This window comes from Polaribacter sp. KT 15, from assembly GCF_900143115.1.
Taxonomy (GTDB): domain Bacteria; phylum Bacteroidota; class Bacteroidia; order Flavobacteriales; family Flavobacteriaceae; genus Polaribacter; species Polaribacter marinaquae.
In genome coordinates, this window is record NZ_LT670850.1 from 2,334,175 (window position 1) to 2,359,865 (window position 25,691).

Annotated in this window: 25 protein-coding genes; 12 read left to right on the forward strand and 13 right to left on the reverse strand. The window is 30.2% G+C overall.

The features are described from left to right. Nucleotide 1 precedes the first annotated feature (1 nt). The 3 genes from pdxH to B5464_RS10545 are packed head-to-tail and all read right to left on the reverse strand — an operon-like array spanning nucleotide 2 to nucleotide 3,328. On the reverse strand, nucleotides 2-649 hold the full coding sequence (gene pdxH / locus B5464_RS10535; RefSeq protein ID WP_079738325.1) for a pyridoxamine 5'-phosphate oxidase: 648 nt from the start codon (nucleotides 647-649) through the stop codon (nucleotides 2-4). Nucleotides 650-702: 53 nt separating this feature from the next. Then, a complete protein-coding gene (locus tag B5464_RS10540) occupies nucleotides 703-1,893 on the reverse strand; it encodes a TIGR03862 family flavoprotein (RefSeq protein ID WP_079738326.1) in 1,191 nt (396 codons plus the stop codon). Nucleotide 1,894: 1 nt separating this feature from the next. After that, nucleotides 1,895-3,328 (reverse strand): sodium:solute symporter, encoded by a 1,434-nt coding sequence (locus tag B5464_RS10545; protein ID WP_079738327.1) that lies wholly within the window; start codon nucleotides 3,326-3,328, stop codon nucleotides 1,895-1,897. Between the two features lie 93 nt (nucleotides 3,329-3,421). On the opposite strand from B5464_RS10545, the gene recR reads away from it, so the two are divergent. Continuing rightward, a complete protein-coding gene (gene recR, locus B5464_RS10550) occupies nucleotides 3,422-4,039 on the forward strand; it encodes a recombination mediator RecR (protein WP_077808689.1) in 618 nt (205 codons plus the stop codon). 1 nt (nucleotide 4,040) lies between these two features. On the opposite strand, the gene B5464_RS10555 is transcribed toward recR, so the two are convergent. Genes B5464_RS10555 through B5464_RS10570 form a run of 4 tightly spaced genes read right to left on the reverse strand, consistent with a single transcriptional unit; the run spans nucleotide 4,041 to nucleotide 7,066 of the window. Further along, complete coding sequence (locus B5464_RS10555) at nucleotides 4,041-4,616, reverse strand: CopD family protein (RefSeq protein WP_079739013.1); 576 nt, start codon at nucleotides 4,614-4,616, stop codon at nucleotides 4,041-4,043. A gap of 5 nt (nucleotides 4,617-4,621) precedes the next feature. Next, complete coding sequence (hemH, locus tag B5464_RS10560; RefSeq protein ID WP_079738328.1) at nucleotides 4,622-5,638, reverse strand: ferrochelatase; 1,017 nt, start codon at nucleotides 5,636-5,638, stop codon at nucleotides 4,622-4,624. A gap of 29 nt (nucleotides 5,639-5,667) precedes the next feature. Beyond that, nucleotides 5,668-6,174 carry a TrmH family RNA methyltransferase gene (locus tag B5464_RS10565; RefSeq protein ID WP_079738329.1) on the reverse strand — a complete coding sequence of 169 codons (507 nt, stop codon included), beginning with the start codon at nucleotides 6,172-6,174 and terminating at the stop codon, nucleotides 5,668-5,670. Between the two features lie 7 nt (nucleotides 6,175-6,181). Continuing rightward, on the reverse strand, nucleotides 6,182-7,066 hold the full coding sequence (locus B5464_RS10570; RefSeq protein WP_079738330.1) for an AraC family transcriptional regulator: 885 nt from the start codon (nucleotides 7,064-7,066) through the stop codon (nucleotides 6,182-6,184). 205 nt (nucleotides 7,067-7,271) lie between these two features. Between B5464_RS10570 and hemA the strand changes: the two genes are divergently transcribed. From hemA to B5464_RS10625, 11 genes are all read left to right on the forward strand, one after another. Continuing rightward, nucleotides 7,272-8,507, forward strand: coding sequence for a glutamyl-tRNA reductase (gene hemA, locus B5464_RS10575; RefSeq protein WP_079738331.1), 1,236 nt, complete (start codon nucleotides 7,272-7,274; stop codon nucleotides 8,505-8,507). A 10-nt stretch (nucleotides 8,508-8,517) separates the two neighbouring features. Further along, a complete protein-coding gene (gene hemC, locus B5464_RS10580) occupies nucleotides 8,518-10,125 on the forward strand; it encodes a hydroxymethylbilane synthase (RefSeq protein ID WP_079738332.1) in 1,608 nt (535 codons plus the stop codon). A 69-nt stretch (nucleotides 10,126-10,194) separates the two neighbouring features. After that, complete coding sequence (gene hemB / locus B5464_RS10585; protein ID WP_079738333.1) at nucleotides 10,195-11,163, forward strand: porphobilinogen synthase; 969 nt, start codon at nucleotides 10,195-10,197, stop codon at nucleotides 11,161-11,163. Nucleotides 11,164-11,183: 20 nt separating this feature from the next. Continuing rightward, the gene (gene hemL, locus B5464_RS10590) at nucleotides 11,184-12,473 is read left to right on the forward strand and encodes a glutamate-1-semialdehyde 2,1-aminomutase (protein WP_079738334.1); all 1,290 of its coding nucleotides are present in this window, start codon (nucleotides 11,184-11,186) and stop codon (nucleotides 12,471-12,473) included. Between the two features lie 2 nt (nucleotides 12,474-12,475). Then, the gene (gene hemE / locus B5464_RS10595; protein WP_079738335.1) at nucleotides 12,476-13,504 is read left to right on the forward strand and encodes a uroporphyrinogen decarboxylase; all 1,029 of its coding nucleotides are present in this window, start codon (nucleotides 12,476-12,478) and stop codon (nucleotides 13,502-13,504) included. Between the two features lie 3 nt (nucleotides 13,505-13,507). Further along, complete coding sequence (locus B5464_RS10600) at nucleotides 13,508-13,852, forward strand: 5-carboxymethyl-2-hydroxymuconate Delta-isomerase (RefSeq protein WP_077808698.1); 345 nt, start codon at nucleotides 13,508-13,510, stop codon at nucleotides 13,850-13,852. A 116-nt stretch (nucleotides 13,853-13,968) separates the two neighbouring features. Beyond that, nucleotides 13,969-14,724: an EI24 domain-containing protein gene (locus B5464_RS10605; RefSeq protein WP_079738336.1), complete on the forward strand. Its 756-nt coding sequence runs from the start codon at nucleotides 13,969-13,971 to the stop codon at nucleotides 14,722-14,724. Continuing rightward, nucleotides 14,705-15,610, forward strand: a complete 906-nt coding sequence (gene hemF, locus B5464_RS10610) for an oxygen-dependent coproporphyrinogen oxidase (protein ID WP_079738337.1) — start codon at nucleotides 14,705-14,707, stop codon at nucleotides 15,608-15,610. The genes B5464_RS10605 and hemF overlap by 20 nt, the downstream gene beginning before the upstream one ends. A gap of 432 nt (nucleotides 15,611-16,042) precedes the next feature. Continuing rightward, on the forward strand, nucleotides 16,043-17,332 hold the full coding sequence (locus tag B5464_RS10615; RefSeq protein ID WP_079738338.1) for a S41 family peptidase: 1,290 nt from the start codon (nucleotides 16,043-16,045) through the stop codon (nucleotides 17,330-17,332). 344 nt (nucleotides 17,333-17,676) lie between these two features. Further along, nucleotides 17,677-18,996, forward strand: a complete 1,320-nt coding sequence (locus B5464_RS10620) for a dihydrolipoamide acetyltransferase family protein (RefSeq protein WP_079738339.1) — start codon at nucleotides 17,677-17,679, stop codon at nucleotides 18,994-18,996. A 106-nt stretch (nucleotides 18,997-19,102) separates the two neighbouring features. Beyond that, nucleotides 19,103-19,837, forward strand: a complete 735-nt coding sequence (locus tag B5464_RS10625; RefSeq protein ID WP_079738340.1) for a hypothetical protein — start codon at nucleotides 19,103-19,105, stop codon at nucleotides 19,835-19,837. 56 nt (nucleotides 19,838-19,893) lie between these two features. On the opposite strand, the gene B5464_RS10630 is transcribed toward B5464_RS10625, so the two are convergent. The 6 genes from B5464_RS10630 to B5464_RS10655 form a co-directional block, all read right to left on the reverse strand. Continuing rightward, nucleotides 19,894-20,580, reverse strand: coding sequence for a GNAT family N-acetyltransferase (locus B5464_RS10630; protein ID WP_079738341.1), 687 nt, complete (start codon nucleotides 20,578-20,580; stop codon nucleotides 19,894-19,896). Between the two features lie 67 nt (nucleotides 20,581-20,647). Continuing rightward, complete coding sequence (locus B5464_RS10635; RefSeq protein WP_079738342.1) at nucleotides 20,648-22,306, reverse strand: pyruvate dehydrogenase complex dihydrolipoamide acetyltransferase; 1,659 nt, start codon at nucleotides 22,304-22,306, stop codon at nucleotides 20,648-20,650. Between the two features lie 3 nt (nucleotides 22,307-22,309). Next, complete coding sequence (gene pdhA / locus B5464_RS10640) at nucleotides 22,310-23,299, reverse strand: pyruvate dehydrogenase (acetyl-transferring) E1 component subunit alpha (RefSeq protein ID WP_077808707.1); 990 nt, start codon at nucleotides 23,297-23,299, stop codon at nucleotides 22,310-22,312. 130 nt (nucleotides 23,300-23,429) lie between these two features. Continuing rightward, complete coding sequence (locus B5464_RS10645) at nucleotides 23,430-24,101, reverse strand: hypothetical protein (protein ID WP_079738343.1); 672 nt, start codon at nucleotides 24,099-24,101, stop codon at nucleotides 23,430-23,432. Nucleotides 24,102-24,180: 79 nt separating this feature from the next. Further along, nucleotides 24,181-24,849 carry a M15 family metallopeptidase gene (locus tag B5464_RS10650; protein ID WP_079738344.1) on the reverse strand — a complete coding sequence of 223 codons (669 nt, stop codon included), beginning with the start codon at nucleotides 24,847-24,849 and terminating at the stop codon, nucleotides 24,181-24,183. A 22-nt stretch (nucleotides 24,850-24,871) separates the two neighbouring features. Continuing rightward, nucleotides 24,872-25,633 carry a DUF1206 domain-containing protein gene (locus B5464_RS10655; RefSeq protein ID WP_079738345.1) on the reverse strand — a complete coding sequence of 254 codons (762 nt, stop codon included), beginning with the start codon at nucleotides 25,631-25,633 and terminating at the stop codon, nucleotides 24,872-24,874. Nucleotides 25,634-25,691: the final 58 nt, after the last annotated feature.

Consider the following 25,691-nt stretch of genomic DNA (forward strand, 5'->3'; position numbering starts at 1 on the left):
TTTATGGAGCTAATCGTTCAATTTTCCAAGAAAAATCTTTTTCTAGACTATATCTTATTCTATCGTGAAGCCTATTTGGTCTACCTTGCCAAAATTCTATAGAGATTGGTTTTACCAAATATCCGCCCCAATGTTTTGGTCTATTTATTTCTTTACCTTCAAATTTCTTCTCAAAAGATTTTAAATTATCTTCTAATGTTTTTCTAGAGTTAACAACACTACTTTGGTTTGATGCCCATGCACCAAGCTTACTGCCGTCTGGTCTCGATTCGAAATAACCATCAGATAAGTTTTCGATTTGTTTTTCTGCAACTCCTTTAATTATAATTTGTTGTTCTAATGCTGGCCAAAAAAACGATAAACAAATGTTATTATTAGCTTCTATTGCTTTCCCTTTTTCTGATGTGTAATTTGTATAAAAAACAAAACCTTCCCAAGTAAATTTCTTTAATAATACAATTCTGTTTTTAGGAAAACCATCTTTACCAATCGTAGAAACATTCATTGCATTGGTTTCTTCTACAGTATTTGATTCATCTGCATTTTTAAACCAAGTTTGAAATAATTCCATTGGATTTTCTGGGCAATTATTTTCTAATAACTCTTCCTTTTCGTAGGATTTTCTGTAATTTGATAAGTCTTTAGACATTTAAAAAAGTTTAATTATGTAAAAATACTGAATAATTTAAGTACAATGTTAAATTAAGAGCTCAATTTATTTAAGTAATTAGCTAAAGAAACTCCATGGCTTACACAACCTTGAATTAAATAACCGTCTGTTGGTGCATCCCAATTTAGCATTTCGCCTATACAAAATTGATTTTTTAAGACGTTTAATTCTCCGTGTTTATTAATAGCGGTTAAACATATGCCACCAACAGAAGAAATGGCTTTGTCTAAAGAGTTTGTAGCCACTATTTCTAAAGGGAATTTTTTAATTTTTTTTGAAAGAATATCAGAGTTTAAATAGTCTTCTTTACTTAAGTTGTTTTTTAATAAATCGATTACCGCACTGTTTAATTTTAATTCTTTTTTTAAGATTTGAGTAGTGTTTTTAGAAAGAGCGTTTTTAATTTTAAAGTTTACTTTTTCCAGATCAAAAATCGGTTTAAAATCAATATAAATTATTGCTTTATTGTTAGCGTTTAATTGGTCTCTAATTTGCGGACTTAAGCCATAAATTCCGTTTCCTTCTAAACCAAATTTTGTAATTACTACTTCACCCTTTTGTTTTTTTGAATCACAATAAATTTCAATATTTTTAAGTGGTTTTCCTTCATTTTTTTTCAAAAAATCTGATTCCCAGATAATTTTAAAAGCACAATTTGAAGCTTCAAACGGTACTGTTTTAATTCCTATGGATTGAAATACATCAAACCAATTTCCATCCGACCCTGTAACCTTCCAACTCGCGCCTCCTAAAGCAAAAACGGTAAAATCAGATTTTATTTGTTTATCATTAATTATGATGTTGTTTTCATTATTCCAAGTCGAAAAACAATGACTGAACTTCAAATGAACTCCTTTGTTTTCTAGGTGTTTTAAAATAGTATTTAGAACTTTTATCGGTTTAATACCTTCTTTTGGATACACTCTTTTGCTACTTCCAATATAAGTTGGAATTCCTATTTTTAATAACCAATCTCTAAAGTTTTGATTTGTAAAATTTGTAATTGATTCTTTTAGAAAATTGGTTGGTGTATATTTTTCTGTAAAATTTTCTAAGGATTCTGAATGTGTTAAATTAAAACCGCCTTTACCAGCAACTAAAAACTTTCTGCCAGCTGTTTTGTTTTTTTCGAAAATAGTAACATCGTATTTTTCTAGATCTAAAAAAGCAGCTAAAAATAAAGCTGATGGTCCGCTACCAATTATCGAAATCGACTTTTTCATGTTATTTTTTCTTAAAAAAGTACAATCCTAAAAAAGTTATAAATCCGTTTAAGATTAATAGAGAAAAATCAAAATCAAAATTAAAATATTCTAAGGATAAATAATTAACCAAATAGGTTAGAAAAGGAGAGGCTAAACAAATAAGTGGCACCATTTTATCTTTTACTTTAATGCTTGTAAAAAGACCAAAGGCATATAAACCTAATAATGGGCCATAAGTATAGTTTGCAAACGTAAATATTTTAGCAATAACACTTGCATCAGCAATAAAATATTTAAAAACTAAAATGGTTGCTATTAAAATTAAAGAAAAAAGTATGTGTATTTTTTTTCTCGTTTTTTCTTGTTTTGCTTTGTCTTTTTCTTTGTCAATTTCTAAAATATCAATGCTAAAAGAAGTTGTTAAAGATGTTAGTGCAGAATCTGCGCTAGAGTATGCCGCGGCAATTAAACCTAAAAGGAAAAAGATCGCAGTTGCTAAACCTAAAGAACCTTTGGTTGCAATTATAGGAAAAAGCTCGTCTTTGTGTGCGTCAATTCCGTTAGATTTTGCATAATCTGTAAGTAAAACACCCAATGCTAAAAAGAAAAAGTTAACGATAACAAGTACAATTGTAAACCAAAACATGTTTTTTTGAGCATCTTTTAGGTTTCTGCAGGTTAAGTTTTTTTGCATCATATCTTGGTCTAAACCTGTCATAACTATAGAGATAAAAGCACCGGCTAAAAATCGTTTCCAGAAATAATTACCTGCATTTACATCTTCAAAAAAGAACGTTTTAGAAAGTTCGTTGTCTGCTACATATGCAAAAAGATTACCAATTTCCATTTCATCAGAAATCGTATAAATACAAACACCAACAGCAATTAACATAAATAAAGTTTGTAAAGTATCTGTCCATACAATTGTTTTTATACCACCTTTAAAAGTGTACAACCATATTAAAAGTATAGTGATTGAAACTGTAACCCAAAACGGAACGCCATAACTATCAAACAACAACAATTGTAAAACATTAGCAACTAAAAAAAGTCTAAAAGCGGCACCAATAGTTCTAGATAACAAGAAAAAACTAGCACCAGTTTTGTATGAGTTTTTACCAAACCGATCTTCTAAATAAGTGTAAATAGAGGTTAGGTTTAACTTGTAATACAATGGTAATAAAACCAAACCAATAACAGCATAACCAACAATATAGCCCAAAACCATTTGAAAATAACTCATGTTTTGACCTTCTACCCAACCCGGAACAGAAATAAATGTAACACCAGAAAGTGATGCGCCTATCATACCAAAAGCGACCAAATACCAAGGTGATGAATTATTTGCTTTAAAAAAGGTTTTATTGTCTGCAGATTTACCTGTGATGTAAGAAATAAGAATTAAAACAGTAAAATATGCAACAATTAATAAGATGATATATTCGGGTTTCATTTTAGTTTTTATTTGATTACGAATATATGTTTTTTAGCAGTCTTTTTTCTTTTTTATTGATTCTTTTCTATTGAAAGAGTTAAATTTGCAGTTATGGATTTTTCTTCGAAATTACTAGAAAATGCGGTGAATGAAGTTTCTAGATTACCAGGAATAGGTAAAAGAACTGCATTGCGTTTAGTGTTACATTTATTAAAGCAACCATCAGAAAACACAAAATATTTATCTGAAGCTCTTTTGCATCTTAGAAATGATGTAAAAACTTGTGAAAAATGCCATAATATTTCTGATACTGTTTTGTGTGATATTTGCCAAAATCCGAAGAGAAACCCAGAGATTGTTTGTGTAGTAGAAGATATTAGAGATGTAATGGCTATTGAAAGTACAGCTCAGTTTAAAGGATTGTACCATGTTTTAGGCGGAAAAATATCTCCTATCGAGGGTATTGGGCCTCAGAATTTACAAATAGAATCTTTAATAAATAAAGTGAGTAGCGGAGAAATTAAAGAATTAATTTTTGCACTAAGTTCTACAATGGAAGGTGATACTACCAACTTTTATATTTTTAAACAGATAGAAAAGTTTGAAATTACAACAAGTACTATTGCACGTGGAATTTCTGTAGGTGATGAATTAGAATATGCAGATGAGGTTACTTTAGGAAGATCTATTTTAAATAGAATTCCGTTCGAGCAAAGTATAAGAGGTTAATTTAATCTTTGTCTAAAACCTCTTTTTCTGCCTTTTCCCAAGATTTTCTCTCTCTAATTTTTTTATAAAGTTTAATTCCTAACATCATTAAAATACCAAAAAGTATAATTCCTATAACTCCCCAAATCCAATTTATTGCACTTTTAACGGTTACTAAAAATACGACTGCAAATAAAATTATAGTTGATATTTCGTTAAATATTCGTAATCTGAAAGCAGAATATTTTACAATATCTTTTTGTAGTTTTTTAAATATTGAATGACAAAAACCATGGTAGAAGTACAAGGCAAGAACAAATGCTAGTTTAACCAACATCCAAGGTTCGGATAAATAAGTAGGATTTTCTATAAGCATCCAAAAAGCAAAAGTACTTGCTAAAATTGCAGAAGGCCATGTGATTATATACCACAACCTTTTGGTCATTAATTTGTACTGAGTTTGCAAAATAGATTTTGCAGGTTCTAATTTATTTTCTGCTTCTGTTTGATAAATAAACAATCTCGGAATATAAAATAAACCTGCAAACCAAGTTACTACAAAAATGATATGTAATGCTTTAACGTAAAGAAAATCCATATAAATTATTTGTTTTTCCAATCATTTATCCAAGAAACCATAACGTCTACCCAATCATCATTGTCGTTCATACAAGGTATGTGTTTGTAATCTGTACCGCCAGCTTCTAAAAATTCTTCTTTACCTTCCATGGCAATTTCTTCTAAAGTTTCTAAACAATCAGCAACAAAAGCAGGTGTAATTACAGCAAGTTTCTTTTTACCAATTGTTGGAAATTTTTCTAATTCGAAATCTGTGTAAGGTTTTAACCAAGGATCTTTTAATAATCGAGATTGAAATGAATTGCTATGATTTGTTTCGTCCAAACCTAATTCTTTAGCAATTGCTTTTGTAGTTTCAAAACATTGATGTCTGTAACAAGTATGATGCGCTACAGAATTTCGTTCGCAACAAGAACCATCTATTTTACAATGACTGTTTGTTGGGTCAGATTTTTTGATGTGACGTTCAGGAATTCCGTGATAAGAAAATAAAACATGATCATAATCGAAACCTTTTAAATGATTTGCAATATTATTGCTCATTGCTTTTATATAATCTGGTTTGTTGTAAAACGGTGGTAAAGTATCTAATTTTACCTGTGGATATTTCTCTGCAATAATTTCTTCTGCTAAAACAACAACAGTTTCGTAAGAAGACATTGCGTAATGCGGATATAAAGGAACCAACATAATTTCTGTTACACCTTTATCAACCAAGTTTTTAATTCCTTTTTCCATAGACATAGAACCATAGCGCATTGCTAACTCTACAGGAATATCTACTTTTTTGGCAACTTTCTTAGTAAACCTTTCAGAAATTACAACTAACGGAGAACCTTCTTTCCACCAGATTTTTTTGTAAGCTGCACCCGATTTTTTTGGTCTAATTTTTAAGATAATTCCTTTAATAAGAATCCAGCGTTTCCAAAAAGGAATATCAATTACACGCTCGTCCATTAAAAATTCTCCTAAATATTTTTTTACATCTTTTGTATCCGTAGAATCTGGTGACCCTAAATTGTTTAATAAAATACCTTTCATTTATATATGCTTCAAAAGTGGTTGTTTATTTATTTTTTTGATATTTGATTGGTAACTTCATATAAAGTTATCGCTAAACTATGTATTACATTCATGCTAGAGTTTCTGCCAAACATTGGTATTGCAACAGTTTTATCTACTAAGTTTATATTTTCGATACCGTTTCTTTCGCTACCCAAAAGTAATACGATTTTTTCGTGATTTTTAAAATTAAAATCTTGAATATCGATACTTTTATCAGTAATTTCTATACCAATAATTGTGTTACCAGCTGCTTTTAATTCAGAAATTAATGTTTCGAAATTTGTGTAAGCTTCGTGTTGTATTTGGTTAAGAGTATTTCTAGCTGTTTTTTTTACGATTCTATTTTCTGTGGTTGGAGAGTTTTCATGAAAATATATTTTCTCTACACCAAAACTTTCAGAAATACGAAAACACATTCCAATATTTTCTGGAGTTCTAATAGCATCACATACAATTGTTATAGGAAATTGTTGTTGCTTGTTCTCGATGTCGTAATGTGTAAGTTGTTCCAAATTATAATTATTTATTTAAACTCATTACATATTTTTTTGGTGTTGTACCAAATTTCTTTTTAAAAGCGGCAATAAAATGACTTGCGGTACTGTAACCAACTTGCGAGCCAACTTCATTTACATTATATTTATTAGATTCTAATAATTTTCTTGCGTGTTCCATTTTATAGTCGAATAAAAAACTATACACTGTATCACCATAAATTTGTTTAAAGCCTTCTTTTAATTTTTTTAAATTCAAACCAATTTCAGTTGCTAGTTCTTGCAAGCTTGGTGGTTCAGACATTCTAGAAATTATAATATCTTTTGCTTTTCTAATTTTAATAACATTTTGTTCGTCAACTAAAAACGGGCAATATTCTGCATCTGTACTTTCTTCTTTTTGAAAATGAAGACTTAGTAACTCATAAATTTTTCCTTTTACGTATAACTGCCTAATAGAGCTGTTTATGTTAGAGTTGATGATTTGTTGCAAAACAATAGAAACCGTTGGTTTGATTTCTGTATCGTCGTAAAATTTTCGATTGCTGTTTTCGTCACTTAAAAAAGGAATATAACCTGATTCTTTAGAGAATAAAGAGTGAAATTTTTCAATAGAAATTAATAAAGAAACCAATGTTGTTTTTGGTTGAATTTCTAAGTTAATAGGTAGTGTTCTTTGCGGATTGTATAAAAGTATAGATCGATTGTCTAAAACATCAAAAGTATAATCGCCAGAATTAAATAAAAATTTAGAATTACCGCGTAAACAGAAGTGCATTTGTATAAATGTACTATCAATATCTCTTTCAAAATTGATTGCATTTTTGCTTTCGTTCTGAAAATGAAGAACATAAAACCCTTTTTCTAGGTTTATTTCATCAAAAGAACTTTCTCCGACATTTTTAAACATAATTTTCTTAAATATTGAAACTCCTTTTATTTAGAATCATTCTATATAAAAAATGTTTAATTACTTGTTAACACTACAAAAATAAGGATTTTTGAATGTTTTTTAATAATAAAAGCATTAAAAAACACAGAACGTTATTAAAAGTTCTTTAAGCGATACTTTTTTTTGATTGCTCTTTTTATTTTTGCATCATCTTTTACAATTTATGAAGGAATTAGGACAAGTACATTTTTACAATATTGGTGTAAGTTATAAAAAGGCAGATGCAGAAATGCGTGGTAAATTTTCTGTATCCAAAGAAAATCAAGCCGCACTTTTAAATGCAGCTAAAGAAAGAGGTATAAAATCTATCTTTATAATTTCTACATGCAATAGAACAGAAATTTTTGGTTTTGCCAATAGACCTTGTCTTCTTATAGAATTGCTTTGTGATTTTTCTGAAGGTACTGTTAAAGAATTTAATGCTATTTGTAATATCAATAAAGATCAAGAGGCAATTAGCCACTTATTTAGAATTGGTACAGGTTTAGAAAGTCAGATTTTAGGAGATTATGAAATTGTTGGTCAATTAAGACAATCTTTTAAATTGGCAAAACAATTAAAAACTACAGATGCTTATATAGAGAGACTTGTAAATTCTGTTTTGCAAGCAAGTAAACGTGTTAAAAACGATACAAAGTTAAGTTCTGGTACAACATCAGTTTCTTATGCTGCAGTGCAATACATTATTAAGAATTTACCAGATTACAATTCTAAAAATATTTTAGTTTTTGGTTTAGGTAAAATGGGAAAACATACTTGTAAAAATTTAGCGGAATATACGCAGAATAAACAGGTTAGTTTAATCAATAGAACCGAAGAAAAAACAGATGCTTTTGTAAAAGAGCATGCTTCTATTCGTAAATCTGTTATCGAAAACTTAACAGAAGAGGTTGCAAATGCAGATGTAATTATTGTGTCTACAGGTGCAGATAAGCCAACAATTACAAAAGAACATATTGTAAACAAAAAAGAAACTTTAATCTTAGATTTATCGATGCCAGAAAATGTGGCAAAAGATGTTTTAGAGGTTAAAGGCGTTTCTTTAGTGAATGTAGATGAGCTTTCTAAGATTACTGATGAAACTTTAGCTGTTCGTCAACAAGAAATTCCGTTTGCAAAAGAAATTATAGAAACTCACAAGGCAGAATTTAATAGTTGGTTAAACCATAGAAGGTTTACGCCCGCGATTGCCGCGTTAAAAGAATCTTTAGAAGTTATTAAGAAAGATGAAATTAATTTTCAGAAAAAGAAAATTATAAATTTTGATGAAAATCAGGCAGAAATCTTAACTTCGAGATTTATACAAAAAATTACTACACAGTTTGTTAAGCATTTAAAAGATGAAGAAACTTCTGTTTCAGAAAGTATAGAAGTTATTCAAAAAGTGTTTCAATCATAATTAAAACTCCATGCAAAAAATAATAAGAATAGGTACTCGCGATAGCCAATTAGCGCTTTGGCAAGCAAACAAAGTACGCAAAGAATTAGAGGGATTAGGTTATGAAGCTGTTTTGGTTCCAATAAAATCTACCGGAGATATTGTTTTAGATAAACCTTTGTACGAATTAGGAATTACAGGAATTTTTACTAAAAATTTAGATATTGCTATGTTAAATGGCGATATTGATATTGCAGTACATTCTTTAAAAGATGTACCTACAGCATTGCCAGAAGGTATTGTGCAAGCCGCAGTTTTAAAGCGTGCAAACTATACAGATATTTTGGTTTTAAAAGATACTGAAGAGTTTTTTGGTCAACCAAACGGAGTAATTGCAACAGGAAGTTTACGCAGAAAAGCACAATGGTTAAATCGTTACCCTACACATTCTGTAGAAGATTTAAGAGGAAATGTAAATACGCGTTTAGAAAAACTTAGAACTAGTGAGACTTGGAACGGAGCTGTTTTTGCAGCTGCTGGTTTAGAGCGATTAGGATTAAGAGATAAAGGTGCAATACCATTAACTTGGATGATTCCTGCACCAGCTCAAGGTGCAATTATGATTGCTGCTTTAGAAAACGATACGTATGTAATAGATGCTTGCGAGCAACTAAATCATCATGAAACTAAGGTTTGTGTTGGTATAGAGCGCGAGTTTTTAAGATTGCTAGAAGGTGGTTGTACAGCGCCAATAGGTGCTTTAGCGTATGTTGATGATAAAACGGGCGAAATTAATTTTAAAGGAATTTTATTAAAAAGAGACGGTTCTAAAAAAATTACAGTAACCAAAACTGCAAAAATTGGAAGTCATAAATTTTTAGCAAAAGATTGCGCCGATTATGTAATAAATAGGGGTGGTAAAGAATTAATGCAAGAAGATGAAGGTAAAGACGATTCGATTGCGAAAGTTTATTCAACTAAAAAATTATCAGAATTACAAAAAGAAAATCTTTCTTCTGCGATAGGTATAGAAGATAGTGATTTTATAAAAATAAGATTTAATAGAATTTCACCAAAAGTAGTTAAACATTCGCATGAAAACGTTGCAATTACTAGTCAAAATGGTGTAGAAGCTATATTAAACTCTTTTACCAAAGAAGAATTAGATTTTAAAAATATCTATTGTGTTGGTAGAAGAACAAAGAAGTTAATAGAAAAAAGGATAGGAAAAGTAACGCACGTTGCTAAAAATGCTTTAAAACTTGCAGAATACATCTCTAAAGAAACAGAGGTAAAAGAAATTACTTATTTCTGTAGTGATGTAAGATTAGATGTTTTTCCTACCTATTTGCAAGCACATGAAATTGTTGTGAACGAAGTAGAAGCTTACAAGACAATGTTAAGTCCAGTTAAAATTTCTGATGAATTTTCTGGGGTTTTGTTTTATAGTCCTTCAGGAATAAACAGTTATTTAGAAGTAAATTCTAAAGACAAAACAGCATTTTGTATTGGAGAAACTACTGCAGTAGAAGCTAGAAAGCATTTCGAAAATGTACAAGTTGCTAATTTGCCAAGTGTAGATAGCGTTTTAGAATTGGTAAATAGCCATTATGCCGGAGAAGAAACTTCTTCAAATTAATTAATGACAAAGAGCATTCAATAATAATTATTTCGTCAGTTTTCTTCGAAATAACTAAAGTCAGTATACATGTTTAGAACTAGAAGATTAAGAAAAACAGAAGGTATTAGAAGATTAGTTAGAGAAACTAAACTCTCTGTAGACGATTTTATTTATCCACTTTTTATAGAAGAAGGAGAAAACATAGAGACAGAAATTGTTTCTATGCCCGGAATCAAGCGTTTTTCTTTAGATAGAATTTCAAAAGAATTAGATGAGGTAGTTTCTTTAAATATACCTGCGGTTCTTTTGTTTGGAATTCCATCAGAAAAAGATGATGAAGGTACAGAAACTTGGAATGATGACGGAATTATGCAAAAAGCAATTCGTTTTATCAAGAAAAATTACCCAAGTTTATATGTAATTACAGATGTTTGTTTTTGTGAATATACTTCTCATGGTCACTGCGGAATTATACATGACAATGATGTGGATAATGATGCAACTTTAGTAAACCTTGCTAAACAAGTAATTTCTCATGCAAAAGCAGGTGTAGATATGGTTGCGCCTTCTGGTATGATGGATGGAACAATAGATATGATTCGTCAGTCTTTAGATAATACCGGTTTTACTAATTTACCAATTATGGGATATTCTGTAAAATATGCGTCAGCTTTTTATGGTCCTTTTAGAGATGCGGCAGATTCTGCACCTACATTTGGTGATAGAAGAACGTATCAAATGGATCCTTCTAACAGAGATGAAGGAATGCGAGAAGCTACTTTTGATGATCAAGAAGGAGCAGATATTTTAATGGTAAAACCCGCACTTTCTTATTTAGATATTATTAGAGATTTAAAAAACAATTTCGATAGACCAATTGCATGTTATAATGTAAGCGGAGAATATGCAATGGTTAAAGCTGCTGCAGAAAAAGGTTGGATTGACGGAGAAAAAGTAATGATGGAAAGTCTACTGTCTATGAAAAGGGCAGGTGCAGATATAATTATTACTTATTTTGCTAAAGAAGCGGCAAGAATATTAAAGACTAACAACTAAAGACTAATAACTGGTAAAGTATGAGCTTTAAAAAATCACAAAAATTATATAAAAAGGGTTTAAAAAACCTTGTAGGTGCAGTAAATTCTCCTGTAAGAGCATTTTCTTCTGTTGGCGGAAATCCGTTGTTTATTAAAAAAGCAAAAGGAACTAGAATTACAGATGTTGATGGTAATGAATATGTAGATTTAGTACTTTCTTACGGACCAATGATATTAGGTCACAGACATAAAAAAGTGCAAAAAGGTGTTGATAAAGCTTTAAAGAACGGTTATTCTTTTGGTGCATCAACAGAGGCAGAAATAAAATTAGCAAAAATTGTTTGTGATGCTTTTCCAGAAATGGACAAAGTTCGTTTTGTAAATTCTGGTACAGAAGCTGTTTTAAGCGGAATTCGTTTAGCAAGAGCATTTACAGGAAAAGATAAAATTATTAAGTTTTCTGGTTGTTATCATGGGCATCAAGATGCATTATTAGTTGCAGCAGGTTCTGGTTTGGCAACGTTAAGTTTACCAGGTTCTAAAGGTGTACCAGAAGGTGCAGTAAAAAACACATTAATAGCAGAATATAATAATTTAGAAAGTGTAAAAAAACACTTTGAAGAGCACGATGATATTGCCGGTGTTATCATAGAGCCAATCGGTGGTAATATGGGAGTTGTAATTCCGCAAAATAATTTCTTAAAAGAATTAAAAGAATTTTTAGAAACAAAAGGAGCGTTGCTAATTGCTGATGAAGTAATGACAGGTTTTCGTTCTAAATTTGGTGGCGCACAAGAATTATTAGGTGTTACAGCAGATATTACATGTTTAGGTAAAGTAATTGGCGGAGGTTTTCCTGTTGGTGCTTATGGTGCAAGAAACGAAATCATGGAAAATGTTGCGCCGTTAGGAGGAATGTATCAAGCAGGTACTTTGTCTGGAAATCCGATAGCTATGGCTGGTGGAATAGCAACTTTAACAGAGTTGAAAAAACAAAATCCGTATGAAAAGTTCGAAGAAGTTGGTGCGATAATAGAAGTGATTTTATTGGAAACAGCTAAGAAATACAATGTAGATTTAACTGTAAATAGATTTGGTTCTATGTTAAATCCGTTCTTTACAAAAACGAAAGTTACAAATTTTGAAGAAGCTCAAACTTCTGATACAGAAAAGTTTGGTGTATTCTTTTGGGAAATGATAAAAAATGGAGTGTTTTTACCTCCAAGTCAATTTGAAGCTTGGTTTTTATCATCAGCATTAAAAGACAAGGATATAAAAATAATAGCAAATGCAACTGACAAGGCTATGTTGGCAGTTTCAAAAATGTAGATATGATAAAAAACGATTTATTTTTAAGAGCATTAAAAGGAGAAACTGTAGATAGACCACCAGTTTGGATGATGCGACAAGCAGGAAGATATTTGCCAGAGTTTATGGAAATTAAACACAAATACGATTTCTTTACACGTTGTCAAACTCCAGAATTAGCATCAGAAATTACTGTACAACCAATCCGTAGATACGGTATGGATGCTGCAATTTTATTTTCTGATATTTTGGTAATTCCACAAGCAATGAACATTCATGTGGAGATGAAACCAAATTTTGGGCCTTATTTGCCAAATCCTATTCGTACTCAAAAAGATTTAGACGCTGTTATTATTCCAGATATTCAAGATTCTTTAGGTTATGTAATGGATGCAATTAAAGCAACTAAAGAAAAGTTGAATGATGAAATTCCGTTAATAGGTTTCGCAGGTTCACCTTGGACAATTCTTTGCTATTGTGTACAAGGTCAAGGTTCTAAAAACTTTGATAAAGCAAAAGAATTATGTTTTACAAACCCAGTTGTAGCACATTCTTTATTACAAAAAATTACAGATACAACTATTGCGTATTTAAAGGCAAAAGTAGAGGCAGGTGTAGACGCTGTTCAAGTATTTGATTCTTGGGGTGGAATGTTATCACCGGTAGATTATCAAGAGTTTTCATGGCAATATATGCAGCAAATAATCGATGCTTTAAAAGATATTACTCCGGTAATTGCATTTGGTAAAGGTTGTTGGTTTGCTTTAAATGAAATGTCTAAATCTGGTGCTTCTGCATTAGGTGTAGATTGGACTTGTTCTGCAAGAAATGCACGATATTTATCTGGCGGAAACATTACTTTACAAGGTAATTTCGATCCAACAAGATTGTTCTCTCCACCATCAGAAATTAAGAAAATGGTTACTCAAATGATTAATGAGTTTGGTAAAGACAAGTATATTGTAAATTTAGGACACGGTATTTTACCAAATATTCCGTTAGATCATGCAAAAGCATTTGTAGATGCGGTTAAAGAATATAAAGCAAATTAAAAAATGCCTCATTTTATTTTAGACTGTTCAGAAAATATTTTAAAGCTTCAAGAACCTAGAAAGGTGCTTGAAGCTGTTTTTGAAACAGCATTTTCTACCGGACTATTTGATAGAGATGATATAAAAGTACGTTTAAATCCGTTTAAACATTCTTTAGTACAAAGTGCTGAAGCAGATTTTATACATGTTTTTGGTAACATTATGGAAGGAAGAACAGAAGAACAAAAATCTGATCTTTCTTATGCTATTGTAGCTACACTAACAACGCTTTTTCCTAATGTGCCTATCATTTCTATGAATATTAGAAATTTTGAACAAGCTACTTATTGTAATAAATCTATGATTTAAATAAGTAATTTGGGCGTTACTTTGTTAAAAAAAAACAAAGTCGCGCTTTCCATTATATCTTTTTGCAGAAAAAGCAAAAAGGATGTCATTTCAATCGCTAACGCAAACCAAGGCTAATGATAAAAAATATACTTTCTGCAATAAAAGCATATTTAGGAGCTGTCAATTTAATTTCAAAATTAAAACTTTGGAAATATTTTATAATTCCTATAATTATTAGCATTGTTACCGCGACCATTATTGGTTTTACAGCTTACGGATTGTCAGATAATGTAGGTCAATTTTTATCAAAAATTTGGATTTGGGATTGGGGAAAACAAGCCTTTACGTCTTTTGCTTCTTTTGTTGGTGGAATTTTTGTGCTGGTAATAGGTTTAATTTTATACAAACATATTGTTTTAGCTTTTTCGGCTCCGTTTATGAGTCCGGTTTCAGAAAAAATAGAAATCCATATCAACGGAAGTTTAAAACATCAACATAGAAAAACAAGTTTTAACGAACAATTAATCAGAGGAATTCGAATTAATATCAGAAATTTATCAAAAGAATTGTTAATTACAATTCCTATTTTATTATTAAAATTTATTCCTGTAGTTAATATTTTTTCGACAATTTTACTGTTTTTAGTACAGTCTTATTATGCAGGCTTTGGTAATATAGATTACACATTAGAGCGTCATTTTAATTATAAAGAAAGCATTTATTTTGTTCGTAAAAACAAAGGTATAGCTATAGGAAACGGAATTGTGTTTATGCTTTGTCTGTTAGTTCCTGTTATAGGAATCATTATTGTTTTGCCATTGTCTGTAACTGCTGCAACTACAAAAACAATTACTATTTTAAATAAAACACATGAAAGATCAGTTTTATAAATACATAGAAAATTTACAAGACACAATTACTTCTAAATTAGAAGAAATTGATGGAGGAACTAAGTTTAAAGAAGACATTTGGGAAAGACCAGAAGGCGGAGGAGGAAGAACACGTGTTATAGAAAATGGAAATGTTTTTGAAAAAGGAGGCGTAAATATATCTGCTGTTCACGGTGATTTGCCAGAGGTTTTAAGAAATCAATTTAAAGTAAAAGAAGGTAATTTTTTTGCTTGTGGATTAAGTTTGGTTTTGCATCCTATAAATCCTTTTGTACCAACGGTTCATGCTAATTGGCGCTATTTTGAAATGTACGATGATGCTGGTAATATAGTAACGCAATGGTTTGGTGGCGGACAAGATTTAACGCCTTATTATTTGTTTGAAGAAGATGCAATACACTTTCATTCTGTTTGCAAAACTGCTTGCGATGCTCATAATTCAGAGTTTTATCCGAAGTTTAAAAAAGTATGTGATGAGTATTTTTGGAATGCTCACAGAAACGAAGCCCGCGGAATTGGTGGTTTGTTTTTTGATTACTTAAAAGAAACAGAAGCATTCTCTATAAAAGATCGATTTGATTTTGTTACTCAAGTAGGAGATAGTTTTCTAGAAAGTTATGTGCCTATTGTAAATAGAAGAAAAGGGGTTGAATTTGATAAAAGTCATAAAGATTGGCAAGAAGTAAGGCGTGGACGTTACGTAGAGTTTAATTTAGTACACGACAGAGGAACTTTATTTGGACTAAAAACAAACGGAAGAATTGAAAGTATTCTAATGAGTTTACCGCCAATTGTTCAATGGAAATATAATCATCAACCAGAAGAAAATTCTAGCGAAGCAAAATTGCTAGACGTTTTAGCTAAACCCAGAAATTGGGTCGAATAAGATTAAGCTTTATTGTAATATATCTTTTAAAGGGTTTTGTTTTTTTGCTAAAAAAACAAAACCTTTTTTTTATAACTAATTTATAAATTGTTAATAACCTTGGCTTTTAGGATGTTTTAGTGAGTTGAATACTGGTTTTTTATTCGTTATTTATTTTTAAAATAGTTTCTCTTTTTCTTAATAATGATGGTTTTTAATATATTGATATTCAGTTGTTAATGTGTTAATTAGTTTTGCAGACTTTTCTCTTCTTCTTGAGATTGTATTTTATTTTTTAGTTATTAACATTTATTTGTCAAACTTATTAACATTTTGTTAATAAGTTTGATACTGCTTTGCTTTTTGTAGAGATGAAAATTTTAACTTTAAAAAAGTAGATTCGCGTTTATAGTGAATTTTACGAGTTATGATAATTCGCACAAAAAAGAAAAAATGAAAAATTTGCTATCCCTTTTATTATTAATAACTTTTCAATTAACTTTTTCTCAAAAAAATAATTATGTTGATAATTATGAAATGAGTCAAGATTTTGGAAAGATTATTCAAGATTTGTCTAACGATTACATTTATTTAAAAGATAAAAAAACCGATTTTAGTTGTGTTAAAGAAAAATACGCTGAAATTGTATCAAAAGTAAAGACAAATCAAGAAAAAATACTTTTTTTTGAATATTTATTAAATGAGTTTTATGACAGTAACTTACAATTAAACGCTAAAACTAAATCTTCTTTTCGTTTACATTCGCCCCTACACATTGTTCTTAAAGAAGATAAGTTTTACGTTCAAAACATTTGGTTTTCACAAATTAAAGATTTTGGAAAAAATATTATTGGGGCAGAAGTTTTAAATTTTAATAGCAAAGAATTTAATAAAGTTATAGATGATTTTCCTGTACAATGCGTTAATAAAAAGATACCAGAAGTAAGAGAGTGGATTGCAAATAAAATTATTTCAGGTAGATTAAATGAGTCTAGGGTTTTAACTTTAAAATTAGTTGATGATAGAAAAATAAGTTTAAACGTAGATAATATTAAAATTAGAGAAGAAAGAAAATTGCTTTATGTTCTTAAAAAAGATGATTTTACTGTTATTAAAATTAATAATTCGCTAAATCACGCAAACTTTATCAGATATTTCGATAATCAGTTAAATGCAAATATAAATGCTAAAGGTTTAATTTTAGATTTAAGAAATACCACAGACGGTAAAAATTCATACGTTGCAAATGCAATTTTAAGCAGGTTTATAGATTCTGAAGTGCCTTTTAGAAAGAATGTTACAAAAGATAAATATGGTAACAATCCTGCTATTATAAAAAGTAGGTTAGAATTTGTTAATCCTAGAGGAATTCAATTTAAACAACCGGTTATTGTTTTGGTAGGAAAATGGACAGGTAGTGTTGGGCAAGATGTAGCCATTGGTTTAGATGGTATAAATAGAGGAAAAATTTTGGGTACTAAAATGATGAAACTGGCCGGAGAAACCAAAGATTATTCTTTTACTAAAGATAAATACGGTTATAGAATTTCTACAGATAAAGTTTATACTGCCAATGGTGTTATAAGAGAAAACTTTATACCCAAATATCACATTTTACAACAAAGTACGTTAAAAGATGATGTTCTTAATAAATCCTATAGTTTGCTAGAAGCTGAGGCTAATGATAGTTTTGCATCAAAAATTAAAAATAAAAGTAATATAGTTGCTAAAAATGATAAGTAATTATTTTATCGATTAGTTCTTCAATTTTTTTAAAAGAATAAAATAACTGCATACATAATTTTTCAATCTACTAATAATTAATATGCGTGATAAAGAGTGAGTTTTTTTACTTTGTCAATAAACGTGTACAATTAAAATGATGATTGAATTAAGTAGATTTATTTATTGTGATATATTTAAAATTTAGGCTAAAAAATAAAAATTATATAAAATTATTGGCTTTATTATTTTAAAATTATGAATAATGTAAATGAGACTTCATTGTAAAATTAATTTTGGACTATTTTTTTTGATGTAAAATGAATGAAATTTAGTACTTTTGCAATCTCTAAAATCAGATAGAAATGGCAAGATTTGAATTGAAATTACCTAAAATGGGGGAAAGTGTTGCAGAAGCAACAATAACTTCTTGGTTAAAAGAAGTAGGAGATACAGTAGAATTAGACGAAGCAGTTGTAGAAATTGCTACGGATAAAGTAGATTCTGAAGTACCTAGTGAAGTTGAAGGAACTTTAATCGAAATTTTATTTCAAAAAGATGACGTAGTTGCTGTAGGTGATGTAATTGCTGTTATAGAAACAGAAGGTGAAGATGCAGGAGAAGTAAAAACAGAAGCAACTAAAGAAGTTTCTGAAGAAAAAACGACCGAAGTAGCTGCTGTTGAGCAAACAATAGAGAAGGCTGCAGAAATTAAGACTACACCAATTTCTAAAAATTCAGAATCTGGTAAATTTTATTCTCCGTTAGTTAGAAATATTGCTCAGAAAGAAAATGTTTCTATGGAAGAATTAGAAAGTATTTCTGGTTCTGGAAAAGATGGGCGAGTTACCAAAGAGGATATTTTATCGTTTTTAGAAAACAGAAACAATTCACCTAAAACAACAAGTAAAGCTGTTCAGCCTGCTAAGAATGTTGAAAAAACTGTTGCAAAAGCAGCACCAGTTTCTGTAAACGGAGAAGATGAGGTGATAGAGATGAGCAGAATGGGTAAATTGATTGCTAAACATATGGTAGATTCTGTACAGACATCTGCACACGTGCAATCTTTTATCGAAATCGATGTTACAAATATTGTAAAATGGAGATCTAAAGTTAAAGATGCCTTCTTTAAACGTGAAGGAGAAAAGTTAACTTTTACGCCGATTTTAATGCATGCTGTAGCTTCTACAATAAAAAAATATCCTTTAATAAATATTGCTTTAAACGGCGATACTATCATCAAAAAGAAAAATATTAATTTAGGTATGGCTGCTGCTTTACCAGATGGTAATTTAATTGTGCCTGTTATTAAAAATGCAGATCAACTAAATTTAGTTGGTATGACAAAGTCGGTAAACGATTTAGCTGTTAGAGCAAGAAATAATCAATTAAAACCAGACGAAATTCAGAGCGGAACTTATACTGTTACTAATGTTGGTAGTTTTGGTTCTGTTATGGGTACTCCAATTATCAATCAGCCACAAGTTGCAATTTTAGCTTTAGGTGCTATTAGAAAAGTACCAGCAGTAATAGAAACTCCAGAAGGTGATTTTATTGGAATAAGACAAAAAATGTTTGTTTCTCATTCTTATGATCACAGAGTTGTAAATGGTGCTTTAGGAGGAATGTTTATTAAAACTTTAAAAGAAACATTAGAAGCTTGGGATGTAAATCAAGATTTTTAAGCTACTTAAATATTTAATTTAAAAAACGTTCGAAATTTTCGAGCGTTTTTTTATTTTAAAATAGTATTTTCGTGACAATATAAAACTAAAATTTAAAAAGATAAAAATGAAAAAATTGTTATTATTATTTGTATTGTCTATTGCTTTTAATTCAGTTGCTCAAGAATCTGTGTTGTTAAGAGCTAATTATAAAAAAGGAGATACTTATTTAGTAAATTTAGACCAGTCTCAAAGTATGGGCGCTCAAGGTGGTGTTGATATGAAAATGACTATGTCTATGGAAGTTACAGAGGCTTCTAATGAAAAAATTACAACTTCATCTAACATTAAGTCTATTAACATGAATATGTTACAAGGTGGTAATGTGATGACTTATGATTCTTCTACAAAAGAAGAAGATTTAGATGAAATGGGTAAGATGATGAGTCAACAGTTTAAGCCAATGATGCAGGCAAAAATTATCTCTACTTTAACATCAAGAGGTGAAATTTTAGAAACAAAAGTTGATCCTTCTAATCCTATGATGGATCAGTTTACAAAACAAGCTAAAGGGGTTACTTATCCTGTAGAAAAAGTATCTGTAGGTTCTTCTTGGGAAGATGAAGTAAACGAACAAGGAATGTCTGTAAAAACTGTTTATAAAGTATCTAAAATCGCTGCAGGCAAGGTTTATATTGATGTTTCTGGAACCGTTTCTGGTATGGGTACTGGAGATGTAAAAGGAAATTTAATTGTAAATGCTGATTCTGGTGTTCAAGAAACTTTAAACTTAATTATGAACATGAATGCAGGCGGAATGGAAATGGAAATTACAACAAAAAGTACTACAACAAAACAATAAGCTTATAAATATTAAATTAAAAGAGCCCTAAGATATATCTTAGGGCTCTTTTTGTGCTATAGCTTTTTGTAAAGCCACCAATTCATATCTCTAGTATATTTAAAACCTAGCTTTTCATATAAAGGTATTGCCGCATTGCCTTTGTTTGTATGCAAAATAGGCAGTTTTTTATCTTTTAAAATATCTTTGGTTGTGTGATAAATTAATTGTTTTGCTAAACCACGTCTTGTAAAATCTGGATGTGTTACAACAGAACTAATTTCTATAAAATCATTAGTTTGCATTCTTTGGCCAGTAATTGCTACTAATTTACCTTCCTTAAAAATTCCGAAAAATTTACCCATTTCAAAACCTCTCTTTTGGTAAAAACCAGGCATCACTAACCATATAAGTTTGTATACTTCTTCTATGTGTTTTTCGGTTAAAGGTGTAATCTCATCAATAAGATCAACTTCTATTAATTGATCTAAAATCATTTGACAACCATTAATTTTTTTCTCTAGTTTAATTTTATCAGTATGAACGGCGGGAGTATCTTTTTCGGAAACGAAGAAAAAAGTATCTGTTATTTTAGAGTATTTGTCTGCTGCATCTAATGTTTTATTTGCTTGAAAAAAAGAACCAAAATTATTTATTTCAGGATTGTAAAATTGAACGCCATCGTATTCTATAAGAAATTTATTGTGTGTTTCTTGTAATGCGTACCAAACAGGGTTTTTTAATCTATCTTCTAGTGTAGTCATAAATGCATCAAAAAATAAAAAAGCCCGCTTAAAAGCGAGCTTTTCAAATTAAAAATTTTTTAAAAACCTAAGCTAACATTGTAACAGGGTTTTCTATATATGTTTTTAAAGTTTGTAAAAACTGAGCACCAACAGCACCATCAACAGTTCTGTGGTCACAAGTTAACGTTAACTTCATTGTATTACCAACTACTATTTGTCCGTCTTTTACAACTGGTTTTTCAACAATTGCACCAACAGATAAAATTGCAGAGTTTGGTTGGTTAATTATTGATGTAAAATTATCAATACCAAACATACCTAAGTTAGAAACAGTAAAAGTACTTCCTTGCATTTCTGCAGGAGTAATCTTTTTATTTCTTGCTTTACCTGCTAAATCTCTAACACCAGCACCAATTTGAGTTAAACTTAATTGATCTGTGTGCTTGATTACAGGTACAAGTAATCCGTCTGCAACAGCAACTGCAACACCAACATGAATATGATCATGATAAATTGTATTTGCATCAGACCAAGATGTATTTACTTGTGGATGTTTCTTTAATGCCATCGCGCAAGCTTTAACAACCATGTCATTAAAAGATACTTTTGTATCTGGTATTGCATTAATTGTTTTTCTTGAAGCCATTGCATTATCCATGCTTACTTCAATATTTAGACTAAAGTCTGGAGAAGTAAATTTAGAATTACCTAAAGACTTAGCAATTGCTTTTCTCATTTGAGAGTTTTTAACTTCTCTAGAGTTTTCTACACCTTCTGCAACTGTAGTTGCTGCTTGTGTATTAGTTGCAGATGCTTTTTCTTCAGTTTTAGCAGCAGGCGTGTAATTTTCAATATCCTTTTTTATAATTCTACCATTTTCACCAGAACCTTTTACGTCTGCTAAATTGATGCCTTTATCAGAAGCTATTTTTTTAGCCAATGGTGAAGCAAAAATTCTACCACCATTAGAATTTGAAGAATTGTTATTAGTTGTTTCTGTAGATTTAGAATCTTCAGGTTTACTTTCTTCTTTGCTAGTCTCTTTTTTAGCTTCTGGCTTTTTAGTTTCTGCGTCATTTGAACTAGAAACAGCACCTCCGTTTTCTACAATTGCAGAAACATCTGTACCTTCTGGTCCAATAATAGTTAACAAACTATCAACTGGTGCAGTTTCACCTTCTTGCACACCAATGTAAAGAATAGTTCCTTCGTAGAAACATTCAAATTCCATTGTTGCTTTGTCGGTTTCAATTTCTGCAAGCATATCACCCTCTTCAACTGCGTCACCAACGTTTTTTAACCAAGTTGCTACAGTACCATCTGTCATTGTATCACTTAAACGAGGCATAGTAATTACCTGCACTCCTTCAGGAATAGTAACAGAACTACTAGAAGTATTTTCTTCAGATTTTTCTGTTTTTGGTTCTTCGGATTTTTCTTCCTTATTAGATTCAGAAGCACTATCGTTAGAAGAATTTCCATTTAAAATATCAGAAATATCTTCACCTTCTTCACCGATAACAGCTAACAATACATCTACCGGAGAAGTTTCACCTTCCTGAATACCAATATGTAATAATGTTCCTTCATAAAACGACTCAAACTCCATTGTAGCTTTGTCTGTTTCAATTTCGGCTAAAATGTCTCCTTCCTCAATTTTATCTCCAACATTTTTTAACCATTTTGCCACAACACCTTCTTCCATGGTGTCACTTAATCGGGGCATGTTTATTACTGTAGCCATATTTTATTTTATAAAAGGATAATCTTCTTGTTCATAAACCATGTCGAACATTTGCTGAGTTTCTGGATAAGGAGAATCTTCTGCAAATTGTTCACATTCTTTTACTTTAGCCTTCACTTCTTTGTCTATTGCAGCAATTTCTTCTGCAGTAGCATATTCTTTTTCTTTAATTACATCTAAAATTTGAGTAATAGGATCAATTTTTTTGTATTCCTCAACTTCGTCTTTAGTTCTATAATGTTGTGCATCAGACATAGAGTGACCTCTGTATCTGTAAGTTTTCATTTCTAAAAATGTTGGTCCGTCTCCTCGTCTTGCTCTTTGAATAGCTTCATCTACAGCTTCAGCAACTTTAATAGGATTCATTGCATCTACAGGTCCACAAGGCATTTCATAACCTAAACCTAATTTCCAAATATCAGTATGATTTGCTGTTCTTTCTACAGAAGTACCCATTGCGTATCCATTGTTTTCAACAATAAATATTACTGGTAATTTCCATAACATTGCCATGTTAAAAGCTTCGTGTAGAGAACCTTGTCTTGCAGCACCGTCACCAAAACATGTTAAAGTTACAGCGTCGCTACCTTTATATTTATCACCAAATGCGATACCAGCACCTAAAGGAATTTGACCACCAACAATACCATGACCACCGTAAAAACCAAATTCTTTAGAAAAAATATGCATAGAACCTCCCATACCTTTAGAAGTACCAGTTGCTTTACCATATAATTCTGCCATCACTTTTTTAGGATCTTCTCCCATACCAATTGGCTGTACGTGATTTCTGTATGCAGTAATCATTTTATCTTTAGACAAGTCCATTGCGTGTAATGCTCCTGCTAAAATTGCTTCTTGTCCATTATATAAATGCAAGAAACCTCTAACTTTTTGTTGAATGTAAACTGAAGCTAGTTTGTCTTCGAACTTACGCCAAAAAAGCATGTCTTTGTACCAGTCTAAATACGTTTGTTTAGTGATTTTTTTCATTCTAGTGATAAATTGTTTGTTGTGAGATTATTTTATTAAATATTAATAATCGAAATACAAAAATAACTGTTTTAAATAGAATAAAAAAACTTGATTTTATACATTTAACTACAACGATTTCGTTGGGTATTTATTTGTCTTTTGCGATCACTAACGTTGCTTTGGCATCTGTTGCTAAATTCCATTCATTAGAAGAAAGTAAATCACCTGCATCATTATAAACTTTAAAAGCTGCTGTGTTTGGGCCAGAAGTACCTTGATTTAGCGCAACAAAAGAAATCTTATTAATACCAACTTCTAGCGGTATTGTAAAGCTTTGATATCTTTGTTTTAAAGTAATGTTTGTAACTACAGGAATGTTGTTAACCATTATGGTAACCCGGTCACCGTCTGGATATTGAAAATCTCTACAAATTATATTTACACTATTAGAGTTGGTTCTAAAGCTTCCGAGATCTTGATCTATAACAGGATAAATGTATTGCCCGTTAATTTTTTTGAAAGCTTTTAAAAATCGAGCTTCATTAATCCTTTTTTGAGAAATGACGCCTTTATTATTGATTTTATCTTCTTCTTGTTTTTTCTTTAATTTTTTTTGCTCATTATCATACGCTTGTTTAAAACCATTATTGCCTTTTAACTCAATTGATTTAGGTTTTTCTAATGTTTTTGCGTTATTTAAAACTACAGCTTTAATTTTGCCTTTATTGCTAGCTCCATTGCTTTTATCTAATTGAGCAACAGCGTTTGATGTCGATAAAATACAGGTCAATAAAGTAAATAAAATAAGTTTTTTTTTCATGTAGAATAATTTTCTAACCGTATATGTACAAATATAATGCCTAAATAAATTGAACTTGTTTAGTTTTTGTTAAACTTAATTAGTTTACTTCAAAATTAAAATAAGTTTTAGGAAAAGGTTCGTTTCTTATTGTAAAATGCCACCACTCATTTTTGTACGGATTAAAGCCGTTTTTTATCATAATATTACGCAGTAACATTCTATTTTCTTGTTGGTCTTTTGTGATACCAGTATAAGATGGATGTGATTCTGAACCGAAAAAATCATAAATACTACCCATGTCTAATTCTTTTTCTGTCTCTAAATTCACAATTGTTAGATCAACAGAACTTCCTCTAGAATGACCAGAACGAGAGGCGATATAACCTTGCTTAAAAAGCTTAGATTTTCTAACTTTTGGATAATACGTTTGTTTCATTAAAGTATCATCTAAAACTTTAGCCCATTTTACAAAATGATTTACTGCTTTTTGTGGTCTGTAAGCATCAAAGATTTTAAGACCTAAGTTTTTATCTGCTAGTTCTTCTTGAACCTTTTTTAATGCTTTTGCGGTTGTTGTAGTTGTGATGATACAATTACTTCGGTAACCATCAATTGGTTTACCTATAAAGTTATTATTCGAAAAATATCTTAACTCAACTTTTACTGTCGGAATTATATTATCAAGATAAACAAAGCCTTTAGGCAATTCTTGTGCTTTTAAACTTATCGAAAAAAGAAAAACTAACAAAAAAGAAATACTTTTCATAAATAATGTGTTTTTTTAGATTTTAAGAACTGCTATATCTTCCATAAAAATATTGAAAAACTCCATAGCACACAAAACCTAGTGCCATTACAGCCATTAAAATATTACCAAAAGTTAAAGAATTTAGAAAGCGAAACATTTCTTGAGTGCCTTTAATTTTTTCTGGATTATTATTAAAACCTGCAGAAAAAATAAACCAAGAAAAAATGAGAAAAGAAATTCCTCTAGCAAAGATTCCAAATGCTCCAGTTTTTTTTAAAAAATTAAACGAAGCAATGTTTTCATTTTTTTTAATATCCTCTAAATAACTATTAGTTATTACTTTGTAAAATTGATAGATTGCAGATCCTGAGAAAATAATACCAATAAGAATTAAAATTATATTACCGTTTTCTATTTGTAAAATTCTTGAAACTAAAGTTTCTTTAGTAACATCGTTTGATGTTTGATTAAAAATTTTTAAAAATATTGAAATAGCAAAAGACCCATAAAAAAAGGTTCTAAAAAGGTAACTTATAGCAGTAAAATATTTTTTATTTGAATCTTCGTTTTTAAGAACATCGTAAAACTTATATGCTCTCCACAAAGCAAAAGACATTAAGCCTAAACTAACAATTAATAATAGTACTTTACCAAAAATCTGATTTTCTAAAAATGAAATCACACCATTTTTATCAGAAATTTTACCTCCAATATTTAAGGCGGTTAAAAAGGTTAAAATGCCAATAATAATATAAACGAATCCTTTGGTAAGAAAACCAAACTTTCTAAGTTTTAAAATCACAAATAAATATTTTTAGCTAAGTTACTCTTATTCTTTTAACTTATAATTATTTGAATAG

What these genes read in the sequence shown, in the direction of transcription:
- pdxH (WP_079738325.1), bottom strand. Translation starts at nt 649, where the DNA reads ATGTCTAAAGACTTATCAAATTACAGAAAATCCTACGAAAAGGAAGAG.
- B5464_RS10540 (WP_079738326.1), bottom strand. Translation starts at nt 1,893, where the DNA reads ATGAAAAAGTCGATTTCGATAATTGGTAGCGGACCATCAGCTTTATTT.
- B5464_RS10545 (WP_079738327.1), bottom strand. Translation starts at nt 3,328, where the DNA reads ATGAAACCCGAATATATCATCTTATTAATTGTTGCATATTTTACTGTT.
- recR (WP_077808689.1), top strand. Translation starts at nt 3,422, where the DNA reads ATGGATTTTTCTTCGAAATTACTAGAAAATGCGGTGAATGAAGTTTCT.
- B5464_RS10555 (WP_079739013.1), bottom strand. Translation starts at nt 4,616, where the DNA reads ATGGATTTTCTTTACGTTAAAGCATTACATATCATTTTTGTAGTAACT.
- hemH (WP_079738328.1), bottom strand. Translation starts at nt 5,638, where the DNA reads ATGAAAGGTATTTTATTAAACAATTTAGGGTCACCAGATTCTACGGAT.
- B5464_RS10570 (WP_079738330.1), bottom strand. Translation starts at nt 7,066, where the DNA reads ATGTTTAAAAATGTCGGAGAAAGTTCTTTTGATGAAATAAACCTAGAA.
- hemA (WP_079738331.1), top strand. Translation starts at nt 7,272, where the DNA reads ATGAAGGAATTAGGACAAGTACATTTTTACAATATTGGTGTAAGTTAT.
- hemC (WP_079738332.1), top strand. Translation starts at nt 8,518, where the DNA reads ATGCAAAAAATAATAAGAATAGGTACTCGCGATAGCCAATTAGCGCTT.
- hemB (WP_079738333.1), top strand. Translation starts at nt 10,195, where the DNA reads ATGTTTAGAACTAGAAGATTAAGAAAAACAGAAGGTATTAGAAGATTA.
- hemL (WP_079738334.1), top strand. Translation starts at nt 11,184, where the DNA reads ATGAGCTTTAAAAAATCACAAAAATTATATAAAAAGGGTTTAAAAAAC.
- hemE (WP_079738335.1), top strand. Translation starts at nt 12,476, where the DNA reads ATGATAAAAAACGATTTATTTTTAAGAGCATTAAAAGGAGAAACTGTA.
- B5464_RS10600 (WP_077808698.1), top strand. Translation starts at nt 13,508, where the DNA reads ATGCCTCATTTTATTTTAGACTGTTCAGAAAATATTTTAAAGCTTCAA.
- B5464_RS10605 (WP_079738336.1), top strand. Translation starts at nt 13,969, where the DNA reads ATGATAAAAAATATACTTTCTGCAATAAAAGCATATTTAGGAGCTGTC.
- hemF (WP_079738337.1), top strand. Translation starts at nt 14,705, where the DNA reads ATGAAAGATCAGTTTTATAAATACATAGAAAATTTACAAGACACAATT.
- B5464_RS10615 (WP_079738338.1), top strand. Translation starts at nt 16,043, where the DNA reads ATGAAAAATTTGCTATCCCTTTTATTATTAATAACTTTTCAATTAACT.
- B5464_RS10620 (WP_079738339.1), top strand. Translation starts at nt 17,677, where the DNA reads ATGGCAAGATTTGAATTGAAATTACCTAAAATGGGGGAAAGTGTTGCA.
- B5464_RS10625 (WP_079738340.1), top strand. Translation starts at nt 19,103, where the DNA reads ATGAAAAAATTGTTATTATTATTTGTATTGTCTATTGCTTTTAATTCA.
- B5464_RS10630 (WP_079738341.1), bottom strand. Translation starts at nt 20,580, where the DNA reads ATGACTACACTAGAAGATAGATTAAAAAACCCTGTTTGGTACGCATTA.
- B5464_RS10635 (WP_079738342.1), bottom strand. Translation starts at nt 22,306, where the DNA reads ATGGCTACAGTAATAAACATGCCCCGATTAAGTGACACCATGGAAGAA.
- pdhA (WP_077808707.1), bottom strand. Translation starts at nt 23,299, where the DNA reads ATGAAAAAAATCACTAAACAAACGTATTTAGACTGGTACAAAGACATG.
- B5464_RS10645 (WP_079738343.1), bottom strand. Translation starts at nt 24,101, where the DNA reads ATGAAAAAAAAACTTATTTTATTTACTTTATTGACCTGTATTTTATCG.
- B5464_RS10650 (WP_079738344.1), bottom strand. Translation starts at nt 24,849, where the DNA reads ATGAAAAGTATTTCTTTTTTGTTAGTTTTTCTTTTTTCGATAAGTTTA.